This is a genomic window from Amycolatopsis sp. lyj-23 (genome assembly GCF_046549135.1).
GTDB lineage: Bacteria > Actinomycetota > Actinomycetes > Mycobacteriales > Pseudonocardiaceae > Amycolatopsis.
The window spans coordinates 45,622-67,793 of sequence record NZ_JAJPWN010000001.1 but is presented as its reverse complement, the minus strand read 5'-3'; the positions used below and the strand labels follow the sequence as shown (position 1 = coordinate 67,793).

Here is a 22,172-nt window from a genome sequence, read left to right as displayed (position 1 = left end):
CGGCCCGGGCACCCACCCCCGCTCAGCTCGCGGTCCGGCGGGAGAACGCCAGGTCGAGCGACAGGCCGCCGTGCGCCCGCACCGGCGGGTCCAGCAGCGGGTCCGCGGCCAGCACCGCCTCGTGCAGGTGCCGCATCCGCGGCGACGGCGACAGGCCCAGCTCGTCGGCCAGCACCTTCCGCAGCCGGTGGTAGACCTCCAGCGCCCGCGCCTGCCGGCCCGACCGGTACAGCGCGAGGATGAACTGCGCGTAGAGGTTCTCGTGCATCGGGTACCGCTCGATCAGCACCGCCAGTTCGCTGAGCAGCTCGTGGTGGCGGCCCAGGCGCAGGTCCGCCTCGATGCGCTGTTCCCACGCCGAGAGCCGGCTTTCGGCCAGCCCCACCAGGTGGGCACGCAGCAGCGGGCCGGCCTGGACGCCCGCCAGCGCGGGACCGCGCCAGAGGTCGAGCGCGGCGGTCAGCCGCTGTGCGGCGAGTTCGTCGTGGCCCTCCGCGGCCGCGCGGTGCGCTTCCGACGTCAGCCCGGCGAACACGTCGGCGTCGAGCTCGCCCGGCTCGACGAGGAAGACGTACCCGCGGTCCTTGGTGACCAGCCGGCGTCGCCGTTCGTGGGCCGGCAGGATCTTGCGCAGCTGCATGATGTAGGTCTGCACGGTCTGCACGGCGGTGTTGGGTGCTTCGAACTCCCACAGCTCTTCGATGCACTGGTCGACGGAGACCACGGTGTTCGCGTGGGTGATCAGCAGGGCCAGCAGCTGCTGTTGCTTGGGCGGGCGTGGGACGCAGGATCGCCCGTCGGCCGAGACGAGGAGCGAGCCGAGTACGCCGAGTTGCATCGAAGCCTCCGATTCAAGGTTCCCCACGGCCGTCCGGCGTCCTCGGCGGCGCGGCCTTCCTTGCCCCTGACGGTTCCAGCCGCCGCTTTCAGGCCCCTTAAAGCGAACTTCGAGCGAACTTCGAGCGGCGGCCGGACGGGCACCCTCGGTGAAGAACCGGGGGATGAAAGGGACGAAACCGCCGAATGTCGCGGCGGGCCGTTGCTGAAGGTTGACGCAGCGTGCTCGAAAGGGCAAGGACGCGCCGTCTCACTGGCTGGTACGGCGCGCGACGGGCGGTGCACAGCGGTTCAGCGCGGCCTCGTGGCACCCAGCCGGGCCGCGCCGATCCGGGTGACGAGCTCGTCGAGCGTCGCCTTGCCGAGCCCGTACCCGGTTCGTTCGTACCGCTGGCGGGCGCGGGCGGCGAACTCCGCCGCCTCGTCGATCCGGCCGACGGCGAGGTGCGTCGCGGCGAGGGTGGTCAGCGCGCGCCCTTCGTGCAGGAGGAAGCCGCCACGGCGGGCGATTTCCCAGGCTTGGCGGCCGAAACCGGCCGCGGTGTCGAACTCGTACCCCGCGTCCGCCGCGAGGCCGACGAGCGCCTCGATCTCCGCCTGCTCCTGCCCGATCTCCCGGGCCAGCGCCAAGGCCCGGAGGTGGTAGGCGCGGGCCCGTTCGGGCCGGTCCTCGCACCGGGCGGTCGAGGCCATCGCGTTGAGGCAGTTGGCCTCCACGGCCCGGTAGCTCGCTTCACCGGCCAGCCGCAGCCCTTGGCGGGCGTGCTCGGCCGCCTCCTGCACCCGGCAGGTGTGGGCCAGCACCACGGCCAGGCCGTAGTGCGCGATCGCCTGGTGGTTGACCGCGCGGACGCGGATCCCGAGTTCCAGAGCGCGTTCCAGGTAGCCCGCCGCCTCGGGGAACCGGCCGCGGTCGGCGAACACCAGGCCCAGCCGGGACAGGATGTCCGGCTCGGAATGCCCGGCGCCGACCCGCCGGTAGACCTCCAGCGACTCCGCGAAGTGCTCGGCGGCGGGCACCAGGTCGCCGCGCGCGTGGCGGACCGCGCCGAGGTTGCGCAACGTCCTCGCTTCGACGTGGGGGATCCGCAGCCGCCGGGAGATCTCCAATGCCCGGTCGAGGACGGTGATCGCGTCGTCGAGGCTGCCGAGGTCCTTGTGCAGGTGCAGGATGCCGATGGCGTTCAGGGTCGCCGCCTCGAACGCCTCCATGCCCTGCCGGCGGAAGTGGGCCAGGGCCAGCGACAGCTGGGCGTTCGATTCGACGGGGTCACCGAGGCAGCGCTGCACCAGCCCCAGCCCGAAGCGCATGACGTTCGCGGCGTCGGCGTCGCCCTCCTTCCGCGCGGCGCCGAGCCCGGCCAGGACCGCGGTCAGCCACTCTTCGTGGTGCCGCTCGAGCCAGAGGTACCCGCGCAGCGTGTCGGCCAGTGCCCAGCTGTACGGCGCGAGCCCGTTGGTCGCGGCCTGCCCGGCGATCGCAAGCAGGTTCGCCCGTTCCTCGTCCAGCCAGGCAAGCGCTTCCCCGCTGTCGGCGAAACTCGGTACGCAGGTGTCGGGCCGGACGGTCGGCAGTCCGATGTGGACCAGGTTCTCGTAGCAGCGGCCGATGGCGGCGTCGGCGCTGTGCAGGTACCAGTTGTAGAGCCGGTCCAGCGCTTCGGCACGGGCTTCGCCGGTGTCCTCGTCGTGGGCGCGCTCGGCGGCGTAGAGCCGGAGGAGGTCGTGGAAGCGGAACCGCCCCGCCGTCGAGGGTTCGACCAGCTGGGCCTCGGCCAGCTGGTGCAGCATGGGGTAGGCCTGTTCCACCGGGATCCCCGCCAGCCGGGCGGCCACCGGGGCGGTCAGGTCCGGCCCCGGTGCCAGGCCCAGCAGGCGGAACAGCCGGCGGGCCGCCGGGCTGAGGGCCCGGTAGGACAGCTCGAAGGCCGCCCGGACGGCCGTGCGGGACCCGCCGCCCGCGGCCAGCTCCGCGAGGAGGTCACCGTGGCGGAGTTCGGCCACGTACGCCGCGACGGTGGTGTGCGGCCGGCCGGCCAGGTTCGCGGCGGCGATGCGCAGGGCGAGGGGCAGGTAGGCGCAGAGCTTGGCCAGCTCGGCGACCGCGCCCGGGTCGACGGCGACCCGGTCCGGGCCGACCAGCCGGCCGATGACGGTCACCGCTTCGCTTTCCGACAGCACGCCGAGCGTCACCGGGCGCGCGCCGGACAGCGCGACCAGGTCCGACAGCTGGGTCCGCGCGGTCACCAGGACCGCGCACCCCGGCGTGCCCGGCAGCAGCGCGGCGACCTGTTCGAAGTCACCGGCGTCGTCCAGCACGATCAGGACGCGCCGGTCGGCCAGCCGGGCGCGGTACACCGCCGACCGGTCGTCGACGTCGTCGGGGATCGCGGAGGCGTCCAGGCCCGAGGCCCGCAACAGCTCCGAAAGCACGTCACCGGGCCGGCGGCGGTTCTTCTGCGCCCCGTTGAGGCGCACGTACCACTGGCCGTCCGGGAACGCCGACCGCAGCCGGTGGGCGATGCGCACCGCCAGCGCGGTCTTGCCGACGCCCGGAGAGCCCGACAGCCGGACCACCGGCACGCCGGAGACCGGTCCTTCGGGCGCCAGCAGCTCGCTGACCTCGTCGATCACGTCCGCCCGGCCGACGAACGTGGCGGAGTCGGCGGGCAGCTGGCACAGGAAGCGCCAGCCGGCGTTCGCGTCCCGCGCACCTTCGCCGCCGGCACCGGGTGAGCCTTCGAGGATCTCCTGGTAGAGCCGCGAGACCTGCGGGCCGGGGCTGATCCCGAGCTGCTCCGCCAGCACCTGCCGCAGCGACCGGTACACCGCGAGCGCTTCCGCGTGCCGTCGGCCGCGGTGCAGCGCCAGCATCAGCTGGCCCCACAGCCGCTCCCGGAGTGGGTAGCGGGCGGTGAAGGCCTGCAGGTCCGTCACGACCTCCGCGTGCCGGCCGCGCTGCAGTTCGATGTCGAACCAGCGTTCGGCGAGCCGCAGGTGCTGCTCGTCCAGCGGCGGGACCTCGTCGCGGTGCAGCGCGTCGCTGGGTACGTCGGCCAGCGCCGGTCCGCGCCAGAGGGCGAGCGCGCCGGCGAGCAATGCCGCTTCGGTGCCGACGTCGCCTTCGTCGTGCGCGGCGGCCGCGGCCTTCGCGGCCTCGGCGAACCTGGCCAGGTCGACGCTCCCGGGCGGGACGTCGAGGACGTACCCACCGGGAACCGTGCGCACGGTGGCGCCGGAACCGGTGCGGGCGAGGAACTGCCGCAACCGCGTCATGTGGACGTGCAGGGTCGCCCGGCTGTCGGAAACCGGGGCGCCGTCCCACATCCGCTCGATCAGGGTGCCGGTGGGAACGACGTCGTCGGCGCGCAGCAGCAGGGACGCCAGCAGGACCCGCAGCTTCCCGGACCGGACCGGGACCGCAACGCCGTCGACGACGACCTCGAACGGGCCGAGCAGCCGGAATTCCACGACAGCCATCGCGTCATCACCTCCCCCGCGCGGCGCACCGATCTCCGCGGAAACCGCCGCCGGGCCCCGGCCGACCCGACCAAGCTAAGGATGCTGCGACGTGGCCGTCAACGGCGTTTCCGGGAATTCACATCGTGGAACCTCACCAGTCGAGGCCGCCGTTGACCTCCAGCACGTGGCCGTTGACGTACCCGGCGTCGGGGCCGGCGAGGAACAGCGCCGCGGCGGCGACCTCGGCTCCGCGGCCGGGCCGCCCCATGGCCAGGCGTTTCGCGTACCGCGGCCACACCGCTTCGTTCGCGGCGAGCGACCGGCCCATGCCGGCGTCGATGATCCCCGGCGCGAGGCAGTTCACGGTGATCCCGCGCGGAGCGAGTTCGACGGCGGCCGTGCGGGTCAGCGTCTCGATCGCGGCCTTGGACGCCGAGTACGCCGAAGCGAACGGCGTGACGCGGGTGGCCAGCGCGGAGGACAGGGTGAGGATCCGCCCGCCGGTCCGCTCGAGGTGCGGTACCGCGGCTTGGACGCTGTGGAAGGTGCCCACCACGTTGGTGTGCACGACGGCGGCCCAGTCTCCGGCCGGGGCGGTGGCCACCGGGCCCGGTACGCTGATCCCCGCGTTGGCCACCAGCACGTCCACCCGCCCGTGCAGCTCGGCCACCTCGTCGAACAGCGCGCGCACCGAGCCGGCGTCCGTGACGTCCGCCTTGTGGAAGCCGATCCGGCTCCGGTCGAGCCCCTCGGCCGCGCTCTCGTCACGGCCGGCCGCGGCCACCCGGTAACCGGCCGCGGCGAAGGCTTCGCTCAGCTCGCGGCCGAGCCCGCGCGCCCCGCCCGTGATCACGGCCACCCGTCCCGACCCGGTCATCGTCCCTCCACTGTGGACTCGTCGGTTGCCTCACCCGGTGATCGTCGCCGACACCGGTCGGCCACGGCTAAAGCGCGGGCGAAGGGCCGCCCGGCGGCGGTTCACCGCGGCTTTAGCGTGCGGCGGGCCGGATCTCCGTTCCCCTTTGCCAGGCTCGCTGAGGAGTTCGCAAGCCGGGAGGAACGCGATGAGCAGGCGCGTGGTGATCACGGGAATCGGTGTGCTGGCACCGGGGGGAAACGGGGTGAAGCAGTTCTGGGACCTGCTGACGACCGGACGGACGGCGACCAGGACCATCAGCTTCTTCGACCCGGCGCCGTTCCGCTCGCAGGTCGCCGGGGAGTGCGACTTCGACCCGGCCGCGCACGGCCTCGGGCCGCGCGAGGTCCGCCGGATGGACCGCGCGGCCCAGCTGGCCGTCGCGGCCACCCGGGAGGCGCTCGAGGACAGCGGGCTCGGCACGGGAACGGACGTGCCCGAGCGGACCGGCGTGGCCATCGGCAGCGCGGTCGGCTGCACGATGGGCCTGGAGGAGGAGTACGCGGTGGTGAGCGACGCCGGCCGCGCGTGGCTGGTCGACCACACCTACGGCGTCCCGCACCTCTACGGGTACCTGGTGCCCAGCTCGATCGCCGCGGAGGTCGCGGTGGCCTCCGGCGCGCGCGGCCCGGCCGGCGTCGTGTCCGCCGGCTGCACGTCGGGGCTGGACTCGGTCGGCTACGCCGCCGAGCTGATCCGGGAAGGCTCGGCCGACGTGATGGTCACCGGGGCCACCGACGCCCCGATCTCGCCGATCACCCTCGGCTGCTTCGACGCCATCAAGGCGACGACCCCGCGCAACGACGACCCGGAGCACGCTTCGCGGCCGTTCGACCGCAGCCGCAACGGTTTCGTGCTCGGTGAAGGCGCCGCGGTGTTCGTCCTCGAAGAGCTCGGCCGCGCCCGGCGCCGTGGCGCGCACATCTACGCCGAGATCGCCGCGCACGCTTCGCGGTGCAACGCCTTCCACATGACCGGGCTCCGGCCCGACGGCCGGGAGATGGCCGAGGCCATCCGGGTGGCCCTCGACGAGGCGCGCGTCGCGCCGTCCGACGTCGACTACGTCAACGCGCACGGCTCGGGCACCAAGCAGAACGACCGGCACGAGACGGCGGCGTTCAAACGCAGCCTCGGCGAGCACGCCTACCGGACGCCGGTGAGCTCGATCAAGTCGATGATCGGGCACTCGCTCGGCGCGATCGGCTCCATCGAGATCGCCGCCTGCGCGCTGGCGATCGAGCACGGCGTCGTGCCCCCGACGGCCAACCTCCACGAGCCCGATCCGGAATGCGACCTCGACTACGTCCCGCTCGAAGCCCGCGAACGGCGGCTCGACACCGTGCTGACCGTGGGCAGCGGGTTCGGCGGCTTCCAGACCGCCGTCGTGCTCGTCGCGCCGGGACGGGCGTCGTGACCGCCGTCGTGACCGGGGCCGGGGTGCTCGCCCCGAACGGCCTGGGCGTCGAGGACTACTGGGCCGCGACCCTGCGCGGGGAAAGCGGCATCGGCCGGATCACCCGCTTCGACCCGGCGCAGTACCCCGCCCGGCTGGCCGGGGAGATCTCGGGCTACGCGCCCGAGGAGCACCTGCCCGGCAAGCTGCTGCCGCAGACCGACCACATGACCCGGCTCGCGCTGACCGCCTCCGACTGGGCCTTGGCCGACGCCGGCGTCGAGCCGGCCGCGCTGCCCGAGTTCGGGATGGGCGTGGTCACCGCGAGCGCGTCCGGCGGCTTCGAATTCGGGCAGCGGGAACTGGAAAAGCTGTGGAGCAAGGGACCGCAGCACGTCAGCGCCTACCAGTCGTTCGCCTGGTTCTACGCGGTCAACACGGGGCAGATCTCGATCCGCAACGGGATGCGCGGGCCGAGCGGCGTGCTGGTGAGCGACCAGGCCGGCGGCCTCGACGCGCTCGCCCAGGCCCGTCGGCACATCCGCCGCGGCACCCCGCTGGTGGTGGCCGGCGGGGTGGACAGCGCGCTGTGCCCCTGGGGCTGGGTCGCCCAGATCGCCGGCGGACGGCTCAGCCGCGGCACCGACCCCGGCTCCGCCTACCAGCCCTTCGGGGCCGGCGCCGACGGCTTCGTCCCCGGCGAAGGCGGCGCGATCCTCATCGTCGAGGACGCCGCCCACGCCCGGGAGCGCGGTCTCGGCCCGGGCTACGGAACCATCGCGGGCCACGCCGCGGCGTTCGACCCGGAGCCGGGAACGGGCGCGGCCCTGCACCGCGCGGCCCGGCTCGCGCTGGCGGACGCCGGCCTCGAACCCGCCGATGTCGACGTCGTCTTCGCCGACGCGTACGGCGTCCCGGACCTGGACCGCGCCGAGGCGGCGGTCCTGCGCGAGCTGTTCGGGCCGCACGGCGTGCCGGTCACCGCGCCGAAGTCGATGACCGGCCGGCTGTACTCCGGCGCGGGCTCGCTGGACGTCGTCACGGCGCTGCTGGCGTTGCGCGACGGCGTCGTCCCGCCCACCACCGGCGTCGCCGCCGTGCACCCGGACCACGAGCTCGACCTGGTCCTCGGCGATCCGCGCCCCCTGTCCCTCCGGACCGCTCTCGTGCTCGCGCGCGGGGAAGGCGGCTTCGCCTCGGCGATGGTCGTCACCGGCCCGGAAGTCCCGCTGCCCGAGGAGGAAATCGATGAGCGACCGTGAACTGACCGCCGCAGCCCTGCGGTCCCTGCTGGAGGAAGTCGCCGGTGCCGCCGAAGGCGACGGCGAGTTCCTCGACACCGCCTTCGACGAGCTCGGCTACGACTCGCTCGCGCTGATGGAAGCGGCCGGCCGGATCCAGCGCGAGTACGGTGTCGCGCTCCCCGACGACCTGGTCGCCGAGGCGGACCACCCGCGGGCGTTCCTCGACCTGGTCAACAGCCGTTTCGCCGAACTGGTCTGAAGGAGAGGAGCACCACCATGCCGGAGGAACGGCGCGCCGCCCTGGTCACCGGGGCGACCAGCGGAATCGGGCTGGAGATCGCCCGCACCCTCGCCGAGCTCGGTGCGCAGGTGTTCCTGTGCGCCCGCAACGGCCACAACGTCGAGCAGACCGTCAAGGAACTGCGGGCGCAGGGGTACGACGTGGCCGGGACCGCGGCCGACGTCACCTCGGTGCCGGACGTCGAGTCGCTCGTCGCGGCCGCGGTCGACCGCTTCGGACCGCTCGACATCCTGGTCAACAACGCCGGCCGCAGCGGCGGCGGGCCGACCGCGCAGATCGCCGACGACCTGTGGACCGACGTCATCGAAACCAACCTCACCAGCGTGTTCCGCGTGACGAAGCAGGTGCTGTCCGCGGGCGGCATGCTGGCGCGCGGCCACGGCCGGGTGATCAACATCGCCTCGACCGGCGGCAAGCAGGGGGTCGTGCTGGGTGCGCCCTATTCGGCGTCCAAGCACGGGGTCGTCGGGTTCACCAAGGCGCTCGGGCTCGAGCTGGCCAAGACCGGCATCACGGTCAACGCCGTCTGCCCCGGTTACGTCGAAACCCCGATGGCCCAGCGGGTGCGGCAGGGTTACGCGACCGTCTGGGAGACCACGGAGGACGACGTCCTCGACCGGTTCAACGCCAAGATCCCGCTCGGCCGCTACTCGACGCCGCAGGAGGTGGCCGGGTTCGTGGGCTACCTGGTGTCCGACACCGCCGCGTCCATCACCGCACAGGCGATCAACGTCTGCGGCGGTCTCGGCAACTACTGACCCACCACGGAAGGAGCGCAGGCCATGCCCGGACCGAGGCAGACCAGCCACGAGATCGCCGTCGCCGCACCGCCCGCCGCCGTCTACGGCCTCATCGCCGACGTCACGAACTGGCCGCGGGTCTTCCCGCCCACCGTGCACGTCGAGCACGTCGAACGCGGGCACACCGAGGAGCTCATCCGCATCTGGGCGACCGCGAACGGCGAGGTGAAGAGCTGGACGTCGCGGCGGACGCTCGACCCCGCGGCGCACCGGGTGGCGTTCCGGCAGGTGGTGTCGCAGCCACCGGTCGCGTCGATGGGCGGGGAGTGGGAAGTCCTCGAGGACGGCGAGGGCCGCAGCCGGGTCGTGCTGCGCCACGACTTCACCGCCGTCGGCGACAGCGCGGAGAACGTCGCGTGGATCGAGCAGGCGATCGACCGCAACAGCCACGCCGAACTCGACGCGCTGCGCCGCACGGCCGAGCAGGGCCAGGGCGAGCTGTTCCTGGAGTTCGAGGACATCGTCCGGGTCCTCGGCGAGCCGAAGGACGTCTACGACTTCCTGTACCAGGCGCAGCACTGGGAGGAACGCTTGCCGCACGTGGCGCGGGTCGCGCTGACCGAGGACACCGAAGGCGTGCAGACGCTGGAGATGGACACCCGCACCAAGGACGGGTCCCTGCACACGACGAAGTCGGTCCGGGTGGGGTTCACCGGCGAGCGGATCGTCTACAAGCAGCTGAAGCTGCCGGCGCTGCTGGAAGTCCACAACGGACTGTGGACGATCGAGCCGACCCCGGACGGGGTGGACGTCTCCTCGCAGCACACCGTGGTGCTCAAGGCCTCGGCGATTCCCGAGGTGCTCGGCGCGGACGCAACGGTCGAGGACGCGCGGGCGTTCGTGCAGCGAGCCCTCAGCGGCAACAGCCTGGCCACGCTCGAACTCGCGAAGGACTACGCCGAGCAGCGGCGCCCGTCCTGACCGGCCGACGACGAAGGAGAAGACATGACCCAGACCGGAATCCTGACCGACAGTCCCGCCGTCGGAGCGTTGTATTCGGAGCTGCAGCAGTTCTACGCCCGGCAGATGCAGCTGCTCGACGACGGCGAAGCCGAGCTGTGGGCCGCGACCTTCACCGAGGACGGCGAGTTCGGCCAGGACATCCGGCCGGAGCCCAGGGTCGGCCGGGTGCTGATCGGCACCCGGATGCGGGCCGCCGTCGAGCGGCAGCGCGAGTCGGGCGTGACCCGCCGGCACTGGATCGGCATGCTCGCCGTCCACCCGCAGCCGGACGGCACCGTCCACACGCGGTACTACGCCCTGGTCCTGGAAACCCCGCGCGGCGGCCAGGCGGCGGTGCACCTGAGCACCGCGTGCGACGACGTGCTGGTCCGCGAAGGCGACCGCTGGCTGGTGCGCAGCCGCTGGATCACCCACGACGGCCGCGCATGACGGCGCGGTCGTACGCGGAGGTCCTGCAGTTCTACGCCGAGCAGATCCACGCCCTGGACGACGGCCGCGTCGACGACTGGGCCGCGACCTTCGCCCAGGACGCGGTGTTCGTCCAGCAGGCGGTACCGGGCCGCCGGTTCGCCCAGAACGCGACCGCCGAGCGCACCGGCCGGACGGCGATCGCGGACGCGCTGCGCGGCGCGATCCGCAAGCGGGCCGACACGAGGGTGACCCGCCGGTACTGGATCGACGTGGTCGTAGCGACCCCGGCGGACGGCGGGCTGCGGACGAGGTTCTACGCGCTGAACGTGGAGACGCCGGAGGGCGGCCCGACCACGGTGCACAACAGCACGGTGGGGGAGGACCTGCTGACGGAGCAGGAGGGCCGCCTGCAGATCCGCCGGCGCACGATCGTCCACGACGCGGCAGCTTCGCGGGGAGCGTGAACACCGACCGGTGTCCTCAGTGGACCGGACGCGCCGGGATCGCTCCGGCCCACCCGTGGCCGGAGCGATCCCGGGTTCACGGACGGGAAGGCGGCTGCGGGACCGCGGTGCCGTCGGTCAGTTCGCCGATGATGTGGTCCAGGCAGCGCTCGACGACGGGGGCGACCGGGAAACCTACGTGACCGTCGAGCTACCGTGCACGCTGCTTCGGCCCGCGCCGCCTACCGGTTGCCGCCCAGGAACTCCTCCAGGACCTCGGTGAAGCGCGCCGGCTGCTCCTCGGCCACGTAGTGGCCGCAGTCGTCGAGGACCGCTTCGGTGACGTCGTCGGCGACCAGTCGCATGGTTTCGGCAACCTGCGTGCCGCAGTACCGCGCGCCGCCGATGGCGAGCACCGGCAGCGTCAGCCGGGTCTGCTTGCGCCGTTCGTTCTGCGCGATCGTCTCGTCGAGCGCCCGGTAGTAGGCGAAGCTCGCGTGCAGCCCGCGGGGGTGCGAGACGATGGCGTCGACGTAGACGTCGACGGCGTACGCGGGAATCGCGGTGGGGGTGGCGCCCTTGGTGGCGAACTGGGTGCCGAAGAAGAGCGCCTCCCGCCCCCGGACCAGCTCCTCGTTGAGGCCGGTGAGCCGGTTGAAGCCGAAGTGCCAGAGCCGCTGGTTGACCGCGGCCGTGCCGAAGACCGACGGGGTCGGCGTGACACCGGGGATGATGGCGTCGACGACGGTGAGCCTGCCCACCCGCTCGGGGTGGTCGGCCGCCAGTGCGTAGCCGGTCCACATGCCGACGTCGTGGCCGACGACGTCGAACCGGTCGTGCCCGAGCGCGGCCATCAGTGCGACCAGGTCGGCGGCCAGCGTGCCGGCGTCGTAGCCGTCCTCGGGCCGGTCGGAGAGCCCGGCCCCGCGCGGGTCGACGGCGACGACGGTGTGCCGCCGGGCGAGGGCGGGCAGCACTTCCCGCCAGGCGTACCAGGTCTGCGGCCACCCGCCGACCAGCAGCAGCGGCGGGCCGTCCCCGCCGGTGACCGCGTGCAGCCGCAGCCCGTTCAGCGTCACCATCCGGCTGGTGAAGACATCGGTGAAGCCGTCGGGCAGCCGCAGCGAGCCCAGGGTGGCCTGGGCGATCATCTTGGAACGTTCGGTACAAGTTGTCATGCGGCGACCATGCCATGTTGGAACGATCGGTGCAAGATGTGTAGGCTGAAACCATGGCAGGCCGCAAGCAATTCGACGTGGACGAGGCGTTGCGGGGCGCGATGCACGTCTTCTGGCGCTGGGGCTATTCCGACGCCTCGATCGACCGCCTGACCGAAGGCACCGGCCTCGGCCGCAGTTCGCTCTACGGCACCTTCGGCGACAAGAGCACCTTGTTCCGGGAGAGCCTCCAGCGGTACGCGCAGACCTACCACCCGCGCTACGAACGGGCGCTGGCCGGCCCGCACCCGAGCCCGGGTGCCGTGGTGGCCGCGTACCTGCAGGTCACCCTGAACCGCATCGCCGACCCGGCGGTCCCCGACGGCTGCTTGCTGACGCTGTCGGCCGCGCAGTTCCCGGCCTTGGACGCGGAGAGCCAGGCGATGGTCCGCGGCCTGATCGACGCCTTGCGGGCCATGCTGGAGAAGGCGTTCCTGGCGGCGGGGGCCGACGAGCAGGAGGCGGCCGAGCTGGCGTTGTGCGCGCTGGCCACGAACAAGTCACTGGCGGTACTGAGCCGCGCCGGGTTTTCGGGTGACGACCTGGCCACCGTCGCCGCCGTCGCCGCCCGCGGTGCGACGCGTGGCCGTTGAGGGGTTGTGCGGCCCTGACTTCCGGGGTCCTCGCAGGGCCCCCTGAACCCACCGGTGTCGGGCCTACCGTCGAGCCATGGACATCACTTCCCGCACCGTTTTCGTCGCCGGGGCGACCTCCGGCATCGGCCTCGAGCTGGCCCGCCGGTTCCGCGCCGCCGGCAGCACCGTCGTCGTCGGCGGCCGGCGCACCGACCTCCTCGCCCGGCTCGACGGCGAAGGGTTCACCACCGTCGAGATCGATGTGGCCGACGCCGGGTCCGTGACCCGGGCGCGTGACGAGGTGCTGCGAGCCCACTCGAGCGTCGATACGGTCATCACCATGGCAGGCACCGGGGCCCCCGAGGACCTCCACGACCCGGCCCACTTCGACACGGCCCGCACGACCATCGAGGTCAACGTCCTGGGCACCATCCGGGTCGTCGACGCGTTCACGCCGCACCTGCTCGCCCTCGGCAGCGGCACCATCGTCACGGTCAGCTCGGGGATCGGCTTCCTCCCCTTCCCGCTCATGCCCAGCTACGGCGCCTCCAAGGCCGCCGTGCACGCCTACACGGAGGCCCTGCGGGCGCAGCTGGCCGGCACCGGGGTGGAGGTCGCCGAGCTCGTGCCGCCGGCCGTCGCGACCACGATCGGCGGCAGCAACCCGCACGCTCTCGCCCTCGACGACTACGGCGCCCAAGTCATGGATTTGCTGGCGCAGGACCCGACGCCGCGCGAGCTGCTCGTGCCGGGGGTCCTCATGCACCGGTGGGCCGAACGCGACGGGACCTACGACGAGCTCGTGGCCCAGCGCTCGCAGGCACTGGCGATGCTGCCGGGTCGCGGTTCCCGCCCATGACCGCGAACGCGGACGGGAACCGGCTCGGCGCCTACCTGCGTGCGCGCCGCGGTCTCGTCACGCCCGAGCAGGCCGGCATCCCGGCGGGCGGCACCCGCCGGGTGCCGGGCCTGCGTCGCGAAGAGCTCGCGATGCTGGCCGGCATCAGCGCCGACTACTACCTGCGGCTCGAGCGTGGTCGCGACACCCACCCCTCGCCGCAGGTGCTCGACGCGCTCGCTCGCGTGCTGCGCCTCGACGAGGCCGAGCGCGGCTACCTGCACAGCCTGGCGACGCCGCCACCGCGCAGCCGGCGGCGCCGGGCGGCGCCCGAGCGCGTGCCGGCCCGGCTGCACCACCTGCTCGCGACCGTGGGGGTGCCGGCGTTCGTGGAGGGCCGGGCCTTCGACGTCCTCGCGGCCAACGACCTGGCGACCGCGTTCTCGCCCCGCCTGCGGCCCGGCGAGAACCGCCTGCGCTCGCTCCTGCTGGACCCGGAGGAGCAGGCGTTCCACGAGGACTGGGCCGCGGCCGCGGCGGGGTTCATCGCCGCGTTGCGGGAGTCGATCGGCGTCGACGTCGACCACCCGAGGTTCGTGGAGCTGGTCGGCGAGCTGTCCCTGACGAGCGGGCGGTTCCGCGAGCTGTGGGCCCGCCACGACGTCCGGCTCCTCGCGGGCGGCACGACCACCGTGCACCACCCCGTCCTCGGCCGGTTGCACCTGCACCGCGACAAGCTGCCCGTGGACGGGGTCCTTCTCGTGCTCTACTACGCCGACGCGGGCAGCGAGAGCGCCGAAAAGCTGTCTCTGCTGGCTTCTCTGGTGGAACCGAACAGCTAGGCCGCGTTCTCGACAGGCCGAACCGGTTCCGCCTCCTCAGCCGACAGAACCGGCACCGTAGTTCCGCAGGAACAGCGCTTCGGCCAGCGCCATCGCCGCGATCTCCGCCGGGGCCACGCTCTCGTTCGGCGCGTGGATGCGCGCCTGCGGTTCCTCGACGCCGATCAGCAGGAGCTCCGCGTCCGGGTAGGTCTCGGCGAGGACGGTGCACAGCGGGATCGAACCGCCCTGGCCGAGCCGGGACACCGGGCGGCCGTAGGCCGTCTGCAGGGCTTCGCTCATCGCGCGGTGCGCCGGTCCGGTGGTGTCGGCCAGGAACGGCTCGCCGAGCGCCTCGACTTCGACCGTGACCTCCACGCCCCACGGCGCGGCGGCCAGCAGGTGCTCGCTCAGCGCGCACGCCGCCTGGTGCGGGTCGACGCCCGGCGGGATGCGCAGGTTCAGCCGGGCCCTGGCGTGCGGGACGAGCGCCGCCGCGGAGCCGGTGGCCGGGGGACAGGCGATGCCGAGGACCGTCAGCGCCGGACGTGCCCACAGCGTGTCCGCCACCTCGCCGTCGCCGAGCAGGACCGTGCCGTCGGGCAGGCCCGCGTCGGCCCGGAACTGCGCCGCCGGGTACGGGGCGCCGGACCAGCGGCCGTCCCGGGGGAGGCCGTGGACCGTGGTGGTCCCGTCGTCGTCGCGCAGGGTGGCCAGCACGGCCACCAGCGCGGCGAGCGCGTCCGGGGCGGGGCCGCCGAACATGCCGGAGTGCAGGGCGGACGGCAGCGCCTCGACGTCGACGACGACGTTGACCATGCCGCGGAGGCTGACCGTGACCGCGGGGTGCCCGACCGCCGCGTTGCCGGTGTCCCCGACCAGGATCGCGTCGGCACGCAGCAGCTCCGGGTGCTCGGGGACGAACGCCTCCAGCCCGCCGGTGCCCTGTTCCTCGGAGCCCTCGACCACCAGCTTGGAGTCGACCGGCACGTCGTCGCCGAGCGCGCGCAGGGCGGTGAGGTGCATGAGGATGTTCCCCTTGCAGTCGGCCGCGCCGCGGCCGTACCAGCGTCCGTCCACTTCGGTCAGCCGGAACGGCGGTGTCCGCCACTCGTCGTCCGCCAGGGGCGGCTGGACGTCGTAGTGCGCGTAGAGCAGCACGGCCGGGGCGTCGGCCCGGCCGCACGGCCGGGAACCGAGCACCGCCCGGCTGCCGTCCGGGGTGTCGGCGAGGTGGGTGTCGAACCCGGCCTCGGCGAAGGCGTCGGCCACCCAGAGCGCGGCGCGGTGGTCGCTGTTCGGCGTCCTCACGCCGGTAGGAGTGCGGCGCACGTCAACGATCCGGCAGCGGCTCGGCCGAGCCCTCGGCCAATGCCCGGCCCACCTTGTCCAGAATGCCTTTGACCAGCCCGCCGTAAGCGTCGTCGCCCAGGGCGTCGGCCGTGGCTCGGGCCTTCTCGAAGAATTCGCGAGCGCGGCCGGCGTCGCCGAGCCGCCGGTGATCGTCGGCGAGGCTCAGGTACAGCGACGGCATGAACCCGCGCACCCGCAAGGACCCGTCGAACTCCTGCGCGCGCTCGTCGGTCACGCCGTCGACCGCCGCCAGGGCGCGCTCGTCCCACCGGAGCTCGTCCTGCTGGTTCTCCTGCAGATCCGCCAGGAAGTGCGCGATCACGCACCGGTGGAAGTCGTCGCCCCCGCCCCGCTCGACCTCGGTCCACATCGTTTCCAGTTCCACGCGGGCGGAGGCCCGTTCGCCCGCCTGCCCCCGCTGCACGGCGGCCGTCACCCGGGCCATCACGTCGTCTTCCATGGTGTCCTTTCGTTGTCCGCTGGAGGAATCGAAGTGGTCCGCGACAGCGCCGCCGCAAGCGGGGGTCCGGGAACTTACTGGCGTCACGTGTTTCAGTACGCACTGAAATCACTGGCATAGAGCGAAATCATGTGCGCCGCACGTGGAACTCGTTGCCGTCCGGATCCGCCAGTACCGCCGTCCCGTCGTCGCCGGTGGTCAGCCGAGCCGCGCCCAGGGCGACCAGCGCGTCGACCGCTGCCCCCTGGTCGTCATCCGCCGGGAGCAGCTCGAAACGCTGCCGGGGGTTCGGCACCACGGGCGGCCCGTCCCAGGCGTCCCACGCGATCTTCGTGCCGCCGTGCGGTGACTGGATCGCCGTCTGCTCGCCGCGGTCCCACACCAGGGGCCAGCCCAGCGCCGTGCTCCAGAACAGGCCGGCCCGGCGAGACCCGGCGCAGGTGAGCTCGCCCAGCGGGCCGCACCCGGCGAGGTAGCGGTTGCCGGGCTCGATCACGCAGAACTCGTAGCCCGCCGGGTCGGCCAGGACCACGTGCGGCTCCTCGGGGCGCTGTCCGACGTCGAGGTGGCGGCCTCCGAGCCCGACCGCCGTGGCCACCGTCTGCTGCTGGTCGGTGCTCGCCAGGTGCAGGTGCATCCGGTTCGCGCCGGGCCGGCCGGGGCGGCCCGGTACGAACCGCAGGCCGAGCTGGGTGTCGCCGCCCGGGAGCAGCACGCCGCCGGTGTCCTCGACGGCCTTCCGGCCGAGCAGGCCGGCCCAGAAGCGTGCCGCTCCGGGCGGGTCGTCCGTCTCGAAGGTCACCGCCAGCAACCGCGCGCGCATCACCGGAACGTAGACACCGACGCCGCGCGGCGGCAAGCCGATATCCGCTCGCCCGGCGAGCCGCGCGTGCACCCGGGTTGTCCCTGCGTGCAGCGCGGCTACCGGATCGGCCACCCGGACCGGCAAGGTCGGGACCATGACGAAGCTGAGCGCCGAGCAGATCGCCCGGCACGCCTACGCCGCCGGGTTCCGCGGGCCGGGCCTGACCACCGCGGTCGCCGTCGCGCTGGCCGAGTCCGGTGGGCGGACGACCGCGCACAACGCCACCCCGCCGGACGATTCCTACGGCCTCTGGCAGATCAACATGCTGGGCGCCCTCGGTCCGGAACGGCGCCGGCTGTACCACCTGAAGTCCGACGACCAGCTGTTCGACCCGGCCACCAACGCGCGGGTCGCGAACCGCATCTCCGGCGACGGCCACGACTTCACGCCCTGGTCGACGTACACGAACGGCGCGTACAAGCACCACCTGACCGCCGCGCGCGAGGCCGCCCGAGGAGTCACGAAGCACCACGGGAAACCCGGCGGTGGCGAGAGCACGGGCGGCGGCCCGCTGCGGGTGGACGACGAGGTGCTGCACACCTACGTGCACCGGACCCGGCACGTCGCCGACGCGCTGGGCGCCGCGAGCGGGCAGCTGCGTGACGTCCGCGAAATCGCCCGCGACAGCTTCGGGAAGATCGGCGAGGAGTCCGGGTTCGCCGACGCACTGGCCGGGTTCGGCCTGGCGCTGCAGCGGCAGCTCAAGGGCGTCGGCGCGCACGCCGACGGGCTCGCGTCGGCGGCCGGGAAGGCCGCGAAGTCCTATCGCGACCACGAGACGGCCACCGCCGCCGCGCTGAACGGGAGGGGCTGAGATGGACACCGCCGCACTCGCGCGCTCCTTCGCGAAGGACCTCATCGCGCACCGCAACAAGCTCGCCGGGAAAGCCGAAGACGCCGTCCGCGCCGAATACGCCCTGCACCAGGTGGCGGGGGCGCTGGACGCCCAGCACGACGCCTACCACAAGGAACGCACCACGGTCCTGGAAAACTGGCACGGCCACGGCGCCGACGGCTTCCGCCACCACAGCGCGAAGCTGACGAAGGAGCTGCGCACCACCGGTGAGGCCGGCGCGGCGGCGGAGCGGGTCGTCGCGCACGTGGCGTCCACAGTGGACAGCGGGCACACGGCCGTGCAGCGGCTGGTCGACGAGTACACCACGCAGGCGAAGCAGGTTCTCGACGCCGGGGTCGCGGCCGGGACGCAGGCGGCGCTGATGCGGGCCGTCGGGCACGCCGCCGACCTGGCCCCGCGGTACACCCGGCAGTCGGCGTCGACCCTGCGGCACGTCGACGCGGAGCTCAAGGCGGCGGCGGAGAAGCTGCACGAACTGCGGAAGGACCTCGTCCACGACGGCGTTGCGGACAAGGCGGCGAAGACGACACACCCCAGCAAGGTGCCGGGACGCGGTGCGGAAATCGTCCACGCGGCGCGGAAAGAACTGGGCACCCGCGAGAACCCGCCGGGCAGCAACCGGAACCCCTACGGGCCGACCGCCGCGTGGTGCTCGTCGTTCGCGACCGCCATGTGGCGCAAGGCCGGCGTGAAGATCCCGGTCCTGCCCTTCAGCGGCGACGTCTACCACTGGGGCCAACGCAACGGGCACGCCTACGGCAAGAACTCGCTGCACGAAGCGAAACCCGGGGACGTGCTGATCTTCGGCACGGGCCCGCAGAGCACGGCGACGAGCACGCACATCGGCATCGTCGAGAAGGTCGAAGGAAACCAGGTCACGATGATCGAGGGCAACTCCGGGGACGCCGTCCGCCGGAACACGCACACGCTCTCGGCGTCGACGTTCTACGGAGGGGTGCACCCGTGATCACCGGAAAAGCCGCCGACCGCACGGTCGCCGTGGAGGTCGCGCCCGGCGGCGCGCTGCGGGAGCTGACCCTGGAAGCCGCGGCGCTGCGGCTGGAGCCGGACGAGCTGGCGCGCCGGATCCTGCTGCTGACGGCGGCCGCTTCGGCGCGGGCCACGGCGTCCTTGTGGCACGTCCAGGACGGTGTCGAGGCCCTCGGCTTGCCGACGCCGGACGAGGCCGCGGAAGCAACCACACCGGACAGCTGGCGGGCGCAATGACCAGGACGGCGCTGGAACTGGCGGACGACGCGTCGGCGGCGCCGGAACCGGGATACGGGGCCCGGTTCGCGGCGATCCGCGCCGGCGCGGCGGCCGACGGGGTCGCGCTGGTGGTCGACCTGCACGGCGGGCTCGTGGACCTGCGGTTCGACCGGCGGGCGCTGGCCAAGCCGCCGGGGGAGCTGGCCGGGTTGATCCGGCGGCTGGCCGCGGAGGCGGGCGCCGACGCGTTGCGGCAGGGGCGCGAGCTGCTGGGCGGCTTGCTCCCGGACGAGCCCGAGGCGGCTGCGCGACCGGACCACCTTCGGGAACCCGGCTCCTGGGTACCGGCGACTTGGGCGACCTGACGTCGTGGGACCGCTCAGCGGACGTCGTCGGCCAAGCGCGCCAAGCGGTCGGCGAGCCAGGCGCCGGTGGCCGGGGTCACCGTCACCCACGGCTCACCGGCCACGTCTTCCGGGGTCACCGCGTACCGGCCCGCCGCCGTGTCGAACCACGCCAGCACCGGGCTCCGGCCCGCCGGGCCGGTCGCCGCCAGCTGGCCGGCCGCGTACCGCTGCGCCGTCACCAGCGTGGCCAGCGGGCGGACCCCGCGGCCGGTGATCCCGGCGGTGCCCAGCGCCCGCTCGAAGGCGTCGTACCCGCTGCGCGCGTACGCGTCCATCGCCGCCGAGTACGCCGCGCGGGGTAGCCGCAGCTGGTCGCCCGGACCCGGCTCGGCGTCGCCCACCATCCGGGCCACCGCCGGCACCAGGCCGTCCGGCCGCACCGGTTCCAGCACCAGGTCGCGGTCGTCCAGGACGGCGAGGACGCCGGCGCCTCCCCGCGCGGCCGCGAGCAGCCGCCACGGCGATTCACCCAGCACCAAGGCGTCGACGCTGAGCGTCGGCGAACCCAGCAGCACGACCAGGTCCGCCAGTTCGGGGTCGACGTCGTCGCCGTCGGTGAAGCCCGCCTCGGCGAGGCCGGCGAACACCCGGGCACCCAGGTCGTCGCGTTCGGCGTGGGTCGCGCCGTGCGACGGCACGTCGAACGGGTACGGCGGCGGCCCGCCCGGCCCCAGGTCCTCCCAGAGGAGATCGAATTCCAGATGCGACAGGATCACTCCCGCCGCCGTCGCGGTGCGCCGCGCCATGGTCCCCCTTCCCGTGCCGAGCGGCCGGCGTCCGGCACGATGGTGCCGGTGGCCGAACCGCACTCGATGGATGTCCCCGCGAGCGGGTTCCTCGTCGTCCGCGCCTCCGGGGCGGCGGCCGCGCGCGCCGCGATCCTCGGTGGCCGCGGCGACCCCGAGGACGTCCAGCTGCTGCTGCGCTGTCCCGTCCCGCGGGCGGTCGCCGAGTCCGGCGCGAAGCTGACGTTCGCCGACGCGACGCTGCACCTGCAGCCGTCCGGCGTCGTGATGCTGACCGTCGCGGCGGCGAAGCTGTCGATCTCCTTCGCCGAGCTGCGGCCGCTGATGTTCCGCCCGGTCGAGGTCGACGCGCCGCTGCGGTCCCTGTTCGCCGGCGCCGTCGCGCACGTCGTGGCGGCCGGGCCGCGGCTCGACCCGCACGGGCTCGCCCACCACCTGCTCGGCCTGGCCGAACTGGTGCTGCGGAGTGCGCTGCGCGTCGAACTCGACCGCGTCGACGCTTTGGCGGCGCGAAGGCGTGAAGCGCTCGAGTACATGCGCGCGCACCTCGGTGAGCAGTCGCTCAGCGCGGACAAGATCGCCGAAGCGCTGTACATCTCGCGTCGGCGGCTGTACCAGCTGTTCGACGACGGCCAAGGCGTCTCGGAACGGTTGAAGGGCCTGCGGGTCGAGCGCGCGAAGGCGTTGCTGGCCGATCCGGCGAAGGCGGCGCGCGGGATCGCGGAGATCGCCCGGGACTGCGGGTTCACCAGCGCCCCGCACTTCTCGCGGACGTTCCGCCAGGCGACCGGCCGGACCCCGCGCGAGTTCCGGGAGCGGGCCCTGCGGGGGTGAGGTCGACGCCGGCGACGAGCGTCCCGGCCAGGCCGGCGACCTCCAGCCAGCCGCGACCGCCGGGGGAGTGCAGGGTGAACACGGCCGCGCGCGGCCGGTCCGGGTCGAGCACGACGGCCTGCAGCTGCGCGCCGGACAGGCCGATCCGCTCGACGATCACCACCGGGTAGCCGCGGCCGGTGTGCGCGGAGCTGACCTCGCGGATGCCGGGGGTGGTGTCGGCGAGGAAGTAGCCGAGGTCGGCGGCGTCGCCGGCGTTGCCGACCGGGACGACCCCGGCGATGAGCAGCGCGGGATCGGCGTCGCGGTGTTCGACGAGGGCCAGCAGCCCGGCCCGCTGCTCGTGCGCGATCTCCGCGCACTGGACGGCGGCGGCTTCCAGGCCGAGGTCGCGGGCGGCGTCGGGACCGCGCAGGCGGGCCATCAGCGCGTGCAGCTCGGCGGTGGTGCGCTCGACGGAGTCCAGGTTCACCGGGGTGATCCCCGGAACGGCGGGCAGTTTCACCGGCCACCCAGCGCCGCGGCGAACGCACCGACGGCCCCCGGCGGCGGCGTGACGGGCACGACGGGAGTCTTGGCGACGGTGGCGCCCAGCTCGCGCCCGACGGCCGAGAAGGCCGCCAGGTGGGTGGCCACGGCGGAGAAGCCGGGGGCTTCCGGCAACGGGGCGCCGTCGCCGAGGGCGCGCAGCCGCTCGGCAACGCGGGTGGCTTCGGCGCGGTGGGCGCGTTCCAGGTCGCGGGCTTCGGCGAGGACGTGCTCGAGGTCGTCTTGGCGGGCCGCGAGCCGGGCACGGGCGGCGGCGAGGTCCGGCTGGGTGAGGGGAGCGACCTGCGCTTCGGTTTCGGCTTGTTCGACGTCATCGCGCGCGACGGTGACGGCCCGGCGCGCGGCGGCGGCCCGTCGATCGAGGTCTTCGGCCCGGCGGCGGTTCGCGAGCAGGGTCCCGGCCCAGTCTTCGAGAACACCGGCGGCGGCGCGGAGGCCTTCACGGGTGGCGGCCAGACCGGCGGCGGCGCGCTTGGCGCGGTCGGCGAGGGCTTGCGCGGACCGGCCGGCCCACTCGGGGATGGCGCCGGGCGAGGGAGTGTCCCCAAGGCGGGCCGCGGTGGCGGTGTAGCGGCGCGCGGCTTCGGCCACGGCGTCGGGGCTGCCTGGGGTGGGGTCGAAGCCCAGGCCGCGGAAGTCAGCCATGGGCGTGGCCGGTGGGTCGGTGGGTGG

The 22,172-nt window shown here is 73.7% G+C and carries 25 protein-coding genes; 15 read left to right on the top strand and 10 right to left on the bottom strand.

The window, feature by feature from the left end; all coding sequences use genetic code 11:
* Positions 1-22: 22 nt before the first annotated feature.
* The 3 genes from ACLJPY_RS00270 to ACLJPY_RS00260 form a co-directional block, all read right to left on the bottom strand.
* Positions 23-838, bottom strand: coding sequence for an AfsR/SARP family transcriptional regulator (locus ACLJPY_RS00270; RefSeq protein ID WP_410585903.1), 816 nt, complete (start codon positions 836-838; stop codon positions 23-25).
* Positions 839-1,128: 290 nt separating this feature from the next.
* The gene (locus ACLJPY_RS00265; RefSeq protein ID WP_410585902.1) at positions 1,129-4,317 is read right to left on the bottom strand and encodes an AfsR/SARP family transcriptional regulator; all 3,189 of its coding nucleotides are present in this window, start codon (positions 4,315-4,317) and stop codon (positions 1,129-1,131) included.
* 133 nt (positions 4,318-4,450) lie between these two features.
* Positions 4,451-5,176 (bottom strand): SDR family NAD(P)-dependent oxidoreductase, encoded by a 726-nt coding sequence (locus ACLJPY_RS00260; RefSeq protein ID WP_410585901.1) that lies wholly within the window; start codon positions 5,174-5,176, stop codon positions 4,451-4,453.
* A 187-nt stretch (positions 5,177-5,363) separates the two neighbouring features.
* On the opposite strand from ACLJPY_RS00260, the gene ACLJPY_RS00255 reads away from it, so the two are divergent.
* From ACLJPY_RS00255 to ACLJPY_RS00225, 7 genes are read left to right on the top strand one after another with little or no spacing between them, the layout of a single operon-like run.
* Entirely contained in the window at positions 5,364-6,629 is a 1,266-nt protein-coding gene (locus ACLJPY_RS00255) for a beta-ketoacyl-[acyl-carrier-protein] synthase family protein (RefSeq protein WP_410585900.1), read from the top strand.
* Positions 6,626-7,870 (top strand): ketosynthase chain-length factor, encoded by a 1,245-nt coding sequence (locus ACLJPY_RS00250; RefSeq protein ID WP_410585899.1) that lies wholly within the window; start codon positions 6,626-6,628, stop codon positions 7,868-7,870. The genes ACLJPY_RS00255 and ACLJPY_RS00250 overlap by 4 nt, the downstream gene beginning before the upstream one ends.
* Entirely contained in the window at positions 7,857-8,111 is a 255-nt protein-coding gene (locus ACLJPY_RS00245) for an acyl carrier protein (protein WP_410585898.1), read from the top strand. Before ACLJPY_RS00250 ends, ACLJPY_RS00245 begins: the two co-directional genes overlap by 14 nt.
* Positions 8,112-8,128: 17 nt before the next feature.
* A complete protein-coding gene (locus tag ACLJPY_RS00240; protein ID WP_410585897.1) occupies positions 8,129-8,911 on the top strand; it encodes an SDR family NAD(P)-dependent oxidoreductase in 783 nt (260 codons plus the stop codon).
* A 24-nt stretch (positions 8,912-8,935) separates the two neighbouring features.
* On the top strand, positions 8,936-9,874 hold the full coding sequence (locus ACLJPY_RS00235; RefSeq protein WP_410585896.1) for an aromatase/cyclase: 939 nt from the start codon (positions 8,936-8,938) through the stop codon (positions 9,872-9,874).
* 24 nt (positions 9,875-9,898) lie between these two features.
* A complete protein-coding gene (locus ACLJPY_RS00230; RefSeq protein WP_410585895.1) occupies positions 9,899-10,345 on the top strand; it encodes a nuclear transport factor 2 family protein in 447 nt (148 codons plus the stop codon).
* Complete coding sequence (locus ACLJPY_RS00225; RefSeq protein WP_410585894.1) at positions 10,342-10,791, top strand: nuclear transport factor 2 family protein; 450 nt, start codon at positions 10,342-10,344, stop codon at positions 10,789-10,791. Before ACLJPY_RS00230 ends, ACLJPY_RS00225 begins: the two co-directional genes overlap by 4 nt.
* A gap of 221 nt (positions 10,792-11,012) precedes the next feature.
* Here ACLJPY_RS00225 and ACLJPY_RS00220 read toward each other — a convergent pair whose 3' ends face one another.
* Entirely contained in the window at positions 11,013-11,921 is a 909-nt protein-coding gene (locus ACLJPY_RS00220; RefSeq protein ID WP_410585893.1) for an alpha/beta fold hydrolase, read from the bottom strand.
* A gap of 80 nt (positions 11,922-12,001) precedes the next feature.
* On the opposite strand from ACLJPY_RS00220, the gene ACLJPY_RS00215 reads away from it, so the two are divergent.
* From ACLJPY_RS00215 to ACLJPY_RS00205, 3 genes are all read left to right on the top strand, one after another.
* Positions 12,002-12,580: a TetR/AcrR family transcriptional regulator gene (locus ACLJPY_RS00215; RefSeq protein ID WP_410585892.1), complete on the top strand. Its 579-nt coding sequence runs from the start codon at positions 12,002-12,004 to the stop codon at positions 12,578-12,580.
* A 76-nt stretch (positions 12,581-12,656) separates the two neighbouring features.
* Positions 12,657-13,421: an SDR family oxidoreductase gene (locus tag ACLJPY_RS00210; RefSeq protein ID WP_410585891.1), complete on the top strand. Its 765-nt coding sequence runs from the start codon at positions 12,657-12,659 to the stop codon at positions 13,419-13,421.
* Positions 13,418-14,242 (top strand): helix-turn-helix transcriptional regulator, encoded by an 825-nt coding sequence (locus ACLJPY_RS00205; RefSeq protein WP_410585890.1) that lies wholly within the window; start codon positions 13,418-13,420, stop codon positions 14,240-14,242. Before ACLJPY_RS00210 ends, ACLJPY_RS00205 begins: the two co-directional genes overlap by 4 nt.
* 36 nt (positions 14,243-14,278) lie before the next feature.
* On the opposite strand, the gene ACLJPY_RS00200 is transcribed toward ACLJPY_RS00205, so the two are convergent.
* From ACLJPY_RS00200 to ACLJPY_RS00190, 3 genes are all read right to left on the bottom strand, one after another.
* A complete protein-coding gene (locus tag ACLJPY_RS00200) occupies positions 14,279-15,532 on the bottom strand; it encodes a dipeptidase (RefSeq protein WP_410585889.1) in 1,254 nt (417 codons plus the stop codon).
* Between the two features lie 22 nt (positions 15,533-15,554).
* Positions 15,555-16,034 (bottom strand): hypothetical protein, encoded by a 480-nt coding sequence (locus tag ACLJPY_RS00195; RefSeq protein WP_410585888.1) that lies wholly within the window; start codon positions 16,032-16,034, stop codon positions 15,555-15,557.
* Between the two features lie 127 nt (positions 16,035-16,161).
* On the bottom strand, positions 16,162-16,857 hold the full coding sequence (locus tag ACLJPY_RS00190) for a VOC family protein (protein WP_410585887.1): 696 nt from the start codon (positions 16,855-16,857) through the stop codon (positions 16,162-16,164).
* 136 nt (positions 16,858-16,993) lie between these two features.
* Between ACLJPY_RS00190 and ACLJPY_RS00185 the strand changes: the two genes are divergently transcribed.
* The 4 genes from ACLJPY_RS00185 to ACLJPY_RS00170 are packed head-to-tail and all read left to right on the top strand — an operon-like array spanning position 16,994 to position 19,329.
* Positions 16,994-17,713 carry a transglycosylase SLT domain-containing protein gene (locus ACLJPY_RS00185; protein ID WP_410585886.1) on the top strand — a complete coding sequence of 240 codons (720 nt, stop codon included), beginning with the start codon at positions 16,994-16,996 and terminating at the stop codon, positions 17,711-17,713.
* Between the two features lies 1 nt (position 17,714).
* Positions 17,715-18,722, top strand: a complete 1,008-nt coding sequence (locus ACLJPY_RS00180) for a CHAP domain-containing protein (protein ID WP_410585885.1) — start codon at positions 17,715-17,717, stop codon at positions 18,720-18,722.
* Complete coding sequence (locus ACLJPY_RS00175; RefSeq protein ID WP_410585884.1) at positions 18,719-18,982, top strand: YbaB/EbfC family DNA-binding protein; 264 nt, start codon at positions 18,719-18,721, stop codon at positions 18,980-18,982. The genes ACLJPY_RS00180 and ACLJPY_RS00175 overlap by 4 nt, the downstream gene beginning before the upstream one ends.
* On the top strand, positions 18,979-19,329 hold the full coding sequence (locus tag ACLJPY_RS00170) for a hypothetical protein (protein ID WP_410585883.1): 351 nt from the start codon (positions 18,979-18,981) through the stop codon (positions 19,327-19,329). Before ACLJPY_RS00175 ends, ACLJPY_RS00170 begins: the two co-directional genes overlap by 4 nt.
* A gap of 14 nt (positions 19,330-19,343) precedes the next feature.
* Here ACLJPY_RS00170 and ACLJPY_RS00165 read toward each other — a convergent pair whose 3' ends face one another.
* Positions 19,344-20,117 carry an ESX secretion-associated protein EspG gene (locus ACLJPY_RS00165; RefSeq protein WP_410585882.1) on the bottom strand — a complete coding sequence of 258 codons (774 nt, stop codon included), beginning with the start codon at positions 20,115-20,117 and terminating at the stop codon, positions 19,344-19,346.
* A 48-nt stretch (positions 20,118-20,165) separates the two neighbouring features.
* Between ACLJPY_RS00165 and ACLJPY_RS00160 the strand changes: the two genes are divergently transcribed.
* Positions 20,166-20,951: a helix-turn-helix transcriptional regulator gene (locus tag ACLJPY_RS00160; protein WP_410585881.1), complete on the top strand. Its 786-nt coding sequence runs from the start codon at positions 20,166-20,168 to the stop codon at positions 20,949-20,951.
* Here ACLJPY_RS00160 and ACLJPY_RS00155 read toward each other — a convergent pair.
* Together ACLJPY_RS00155 and ACLJPY_RS00150 are read right to left on the bottom strand one after the other, a co-directional pair.
* A complete protein-coding gene (locus tag ACLJPY_RS00155; RefSeq protein WP_410585880.1) occupies positions 20,863-21,456 on the bottom strand; it encodes a hypothetical protein in 594 nt (197 codons plus the stop codon). The two genes, ACLJPY_RS00160 and ACLJPY_RS00155, sit on opposite strands and share 89 nt — an antisense overlap.
* Positions 21,453-22,145 carry a hypothetical protein gene (locus ACLJPY_RS00150; RefSeq protein ID WP_410585879.1) on the bottom strand — a complete coding sequence of 231 codons (693 nt, stop codon included), beginning with the start codon at positions 22,143-22,145 and terminating at the stop codon, positions 21,453-21,455. The genes ACLJPY_RS00155 and ACLJPY_RS00150 overlap by 4 nt, the downstream gene beginning before the upstream one ends.
* Positions 22,146-22,172 lie beyond the last annotated feature (27 nt).

Bases quoted from the DNA above. Each gene is read 5' to 3' on its own strand.
- ACLJPY_RS00270 (WP_410585903.1), bottom strand. From the start codon at position 838: ATGCAACTCGGCGTACTCGGCTCGCTCCTCGTCTCGGCCGACGGGCGA.
- ACLJPY_RS00265 (WP_410585902.1), bottom strand. From the start codon at position 4,317: ATGGCTGTCGTGGAATTCCGGCTGCTCGGCCCGTTCGAGGTCGTCGTC.
- ACLJPY_RS00260 (WP_410585901.1), bottom strand. From the start codon at position 5,176: ATGACCGGGTCGGGACGGGTGGCCGTGATCACGGGCGGGGCGCGCGGG.
- ACLJPY_RS00255 (WP_410585900.1), top strand. From the start codon at position 5,364: ATGAGCAGGCGCGTGGTGATCACGGGAATCGGTGTGCTGGCACCGGGG.
- ACLJPY_RS00245 (WP_410585898.1), top strand. From the start codon at position 7,857: ATGAGCGACCGTGAACTGACCGCCGCAGCCCTGCGGTCCCTGCTGGAG.
- ACLJPY_RS00240 (WP_410585897.1), top strand. From the start codon at position 8,129: ATGCCGGAGGAACGGCGCGCCGCCCTGGTCACCGGGGCGACCAGCGGA.
- ACLJPY_RS00235 (WP_410585896.1), top strand. From the start codon at position 8,936: ATGCCCGGACCGAGGCAGACCAGCCACGAGATCGCCGTCGCCGCACCG.
- ACLJPY_RS00230 (WP_410585895.1), top strand. From the start codon at position 9,899: ATGACCCAGACCGGAATCCTGACCGACAGTCCCGCCGTCGGAGCGTTG.
- ACLJPY_RS00225 (WP_410585894.1), top strand. From the start codon at position 10,342: ATGACGGCGCGGTCGTACGCGGAGGTCCTGCAGTTCTACGCCGAGCAG.
- ACLJPY_RS00220 (WP_410585893.1), bottom strand. From the start codon at position 11,921: ATGATCGCCCAGGCCACCCTGGGCTCGCTGCGGCTGCCCGACGGCTTC.
- ACLJPY_RS00215 (WP_410585892.1), top strand. From the start codon at position 12,002: ATGGCAGGCCGCAAGCAATTCGACGTGGACGAGGCGTTGCGGGGCGCG.
- ACLJPY_RS00210 (WP_410585891.1), top strand. From the start codon at position 12,657: ATGGACATCACTTCCCGCACCGTTTTCGTCGCCGGGGCGACCTCCGGC.
- ACLJPY_RS00205 (WP_410585890.1), top strand. From the start codon at position 13,418: ATGACCGCGAACGCGGACGGGAACCGGCTCGGCGCCTACCTGCGTGCG.
- ACLJPY_RS00195 (WP_410585888.1), bottom strand. From the start codon at position 16,034: ATGGAAGACGACGTGATGGCCCGGGTGACGGCCGCCGTGCAGCGGGGG.
- ACLJPY_RS00190 (WP_410585887.1), bottom strand. From the start codon at position 16,857: ATGCGCGCGCGGTTGCTGGCGGTGACCTTCGAGACGGACGACCCGCCC.
- ACLJPY_RS00185 (WP_410585886.1), top strand. From the start codon at position 16,994: ATGACGAAGCTGAGCGCCGAGCAGATCGCCCGGCACGCCTACGCCGCC.
- ACLJPY_RS00180 (WP_410585885.1), top strand. From the start codon at position 17,715: ATGGACACCGCCGCACTCGCGCGCTCCTTCGCGAAGGACCTCATCGCG.
- ACLJPY_RS00170 (WP_410585883.1), top strand. From the start codon at position 18,979: ATGACCAGGACGGCGCTGGAACTGGCGGACGACGCGTCGGCGGCGCCG.
- ACLJPY_RS00165 (WP_410585882.1), bottom strand. From the start codon at position 20,117: ATGGCGCGGCGCACCGCGACGGCGGCGGGAGTGATCCTGTCGCATCTG.
- ACLJPY_RS00150 (WP_410585879.1), bottom strand. From the start codon at position 22,145: ATGGCTGACTTCCGCGGCCTGGGCTTCGACCCCACCCCAGGCAGCCCC.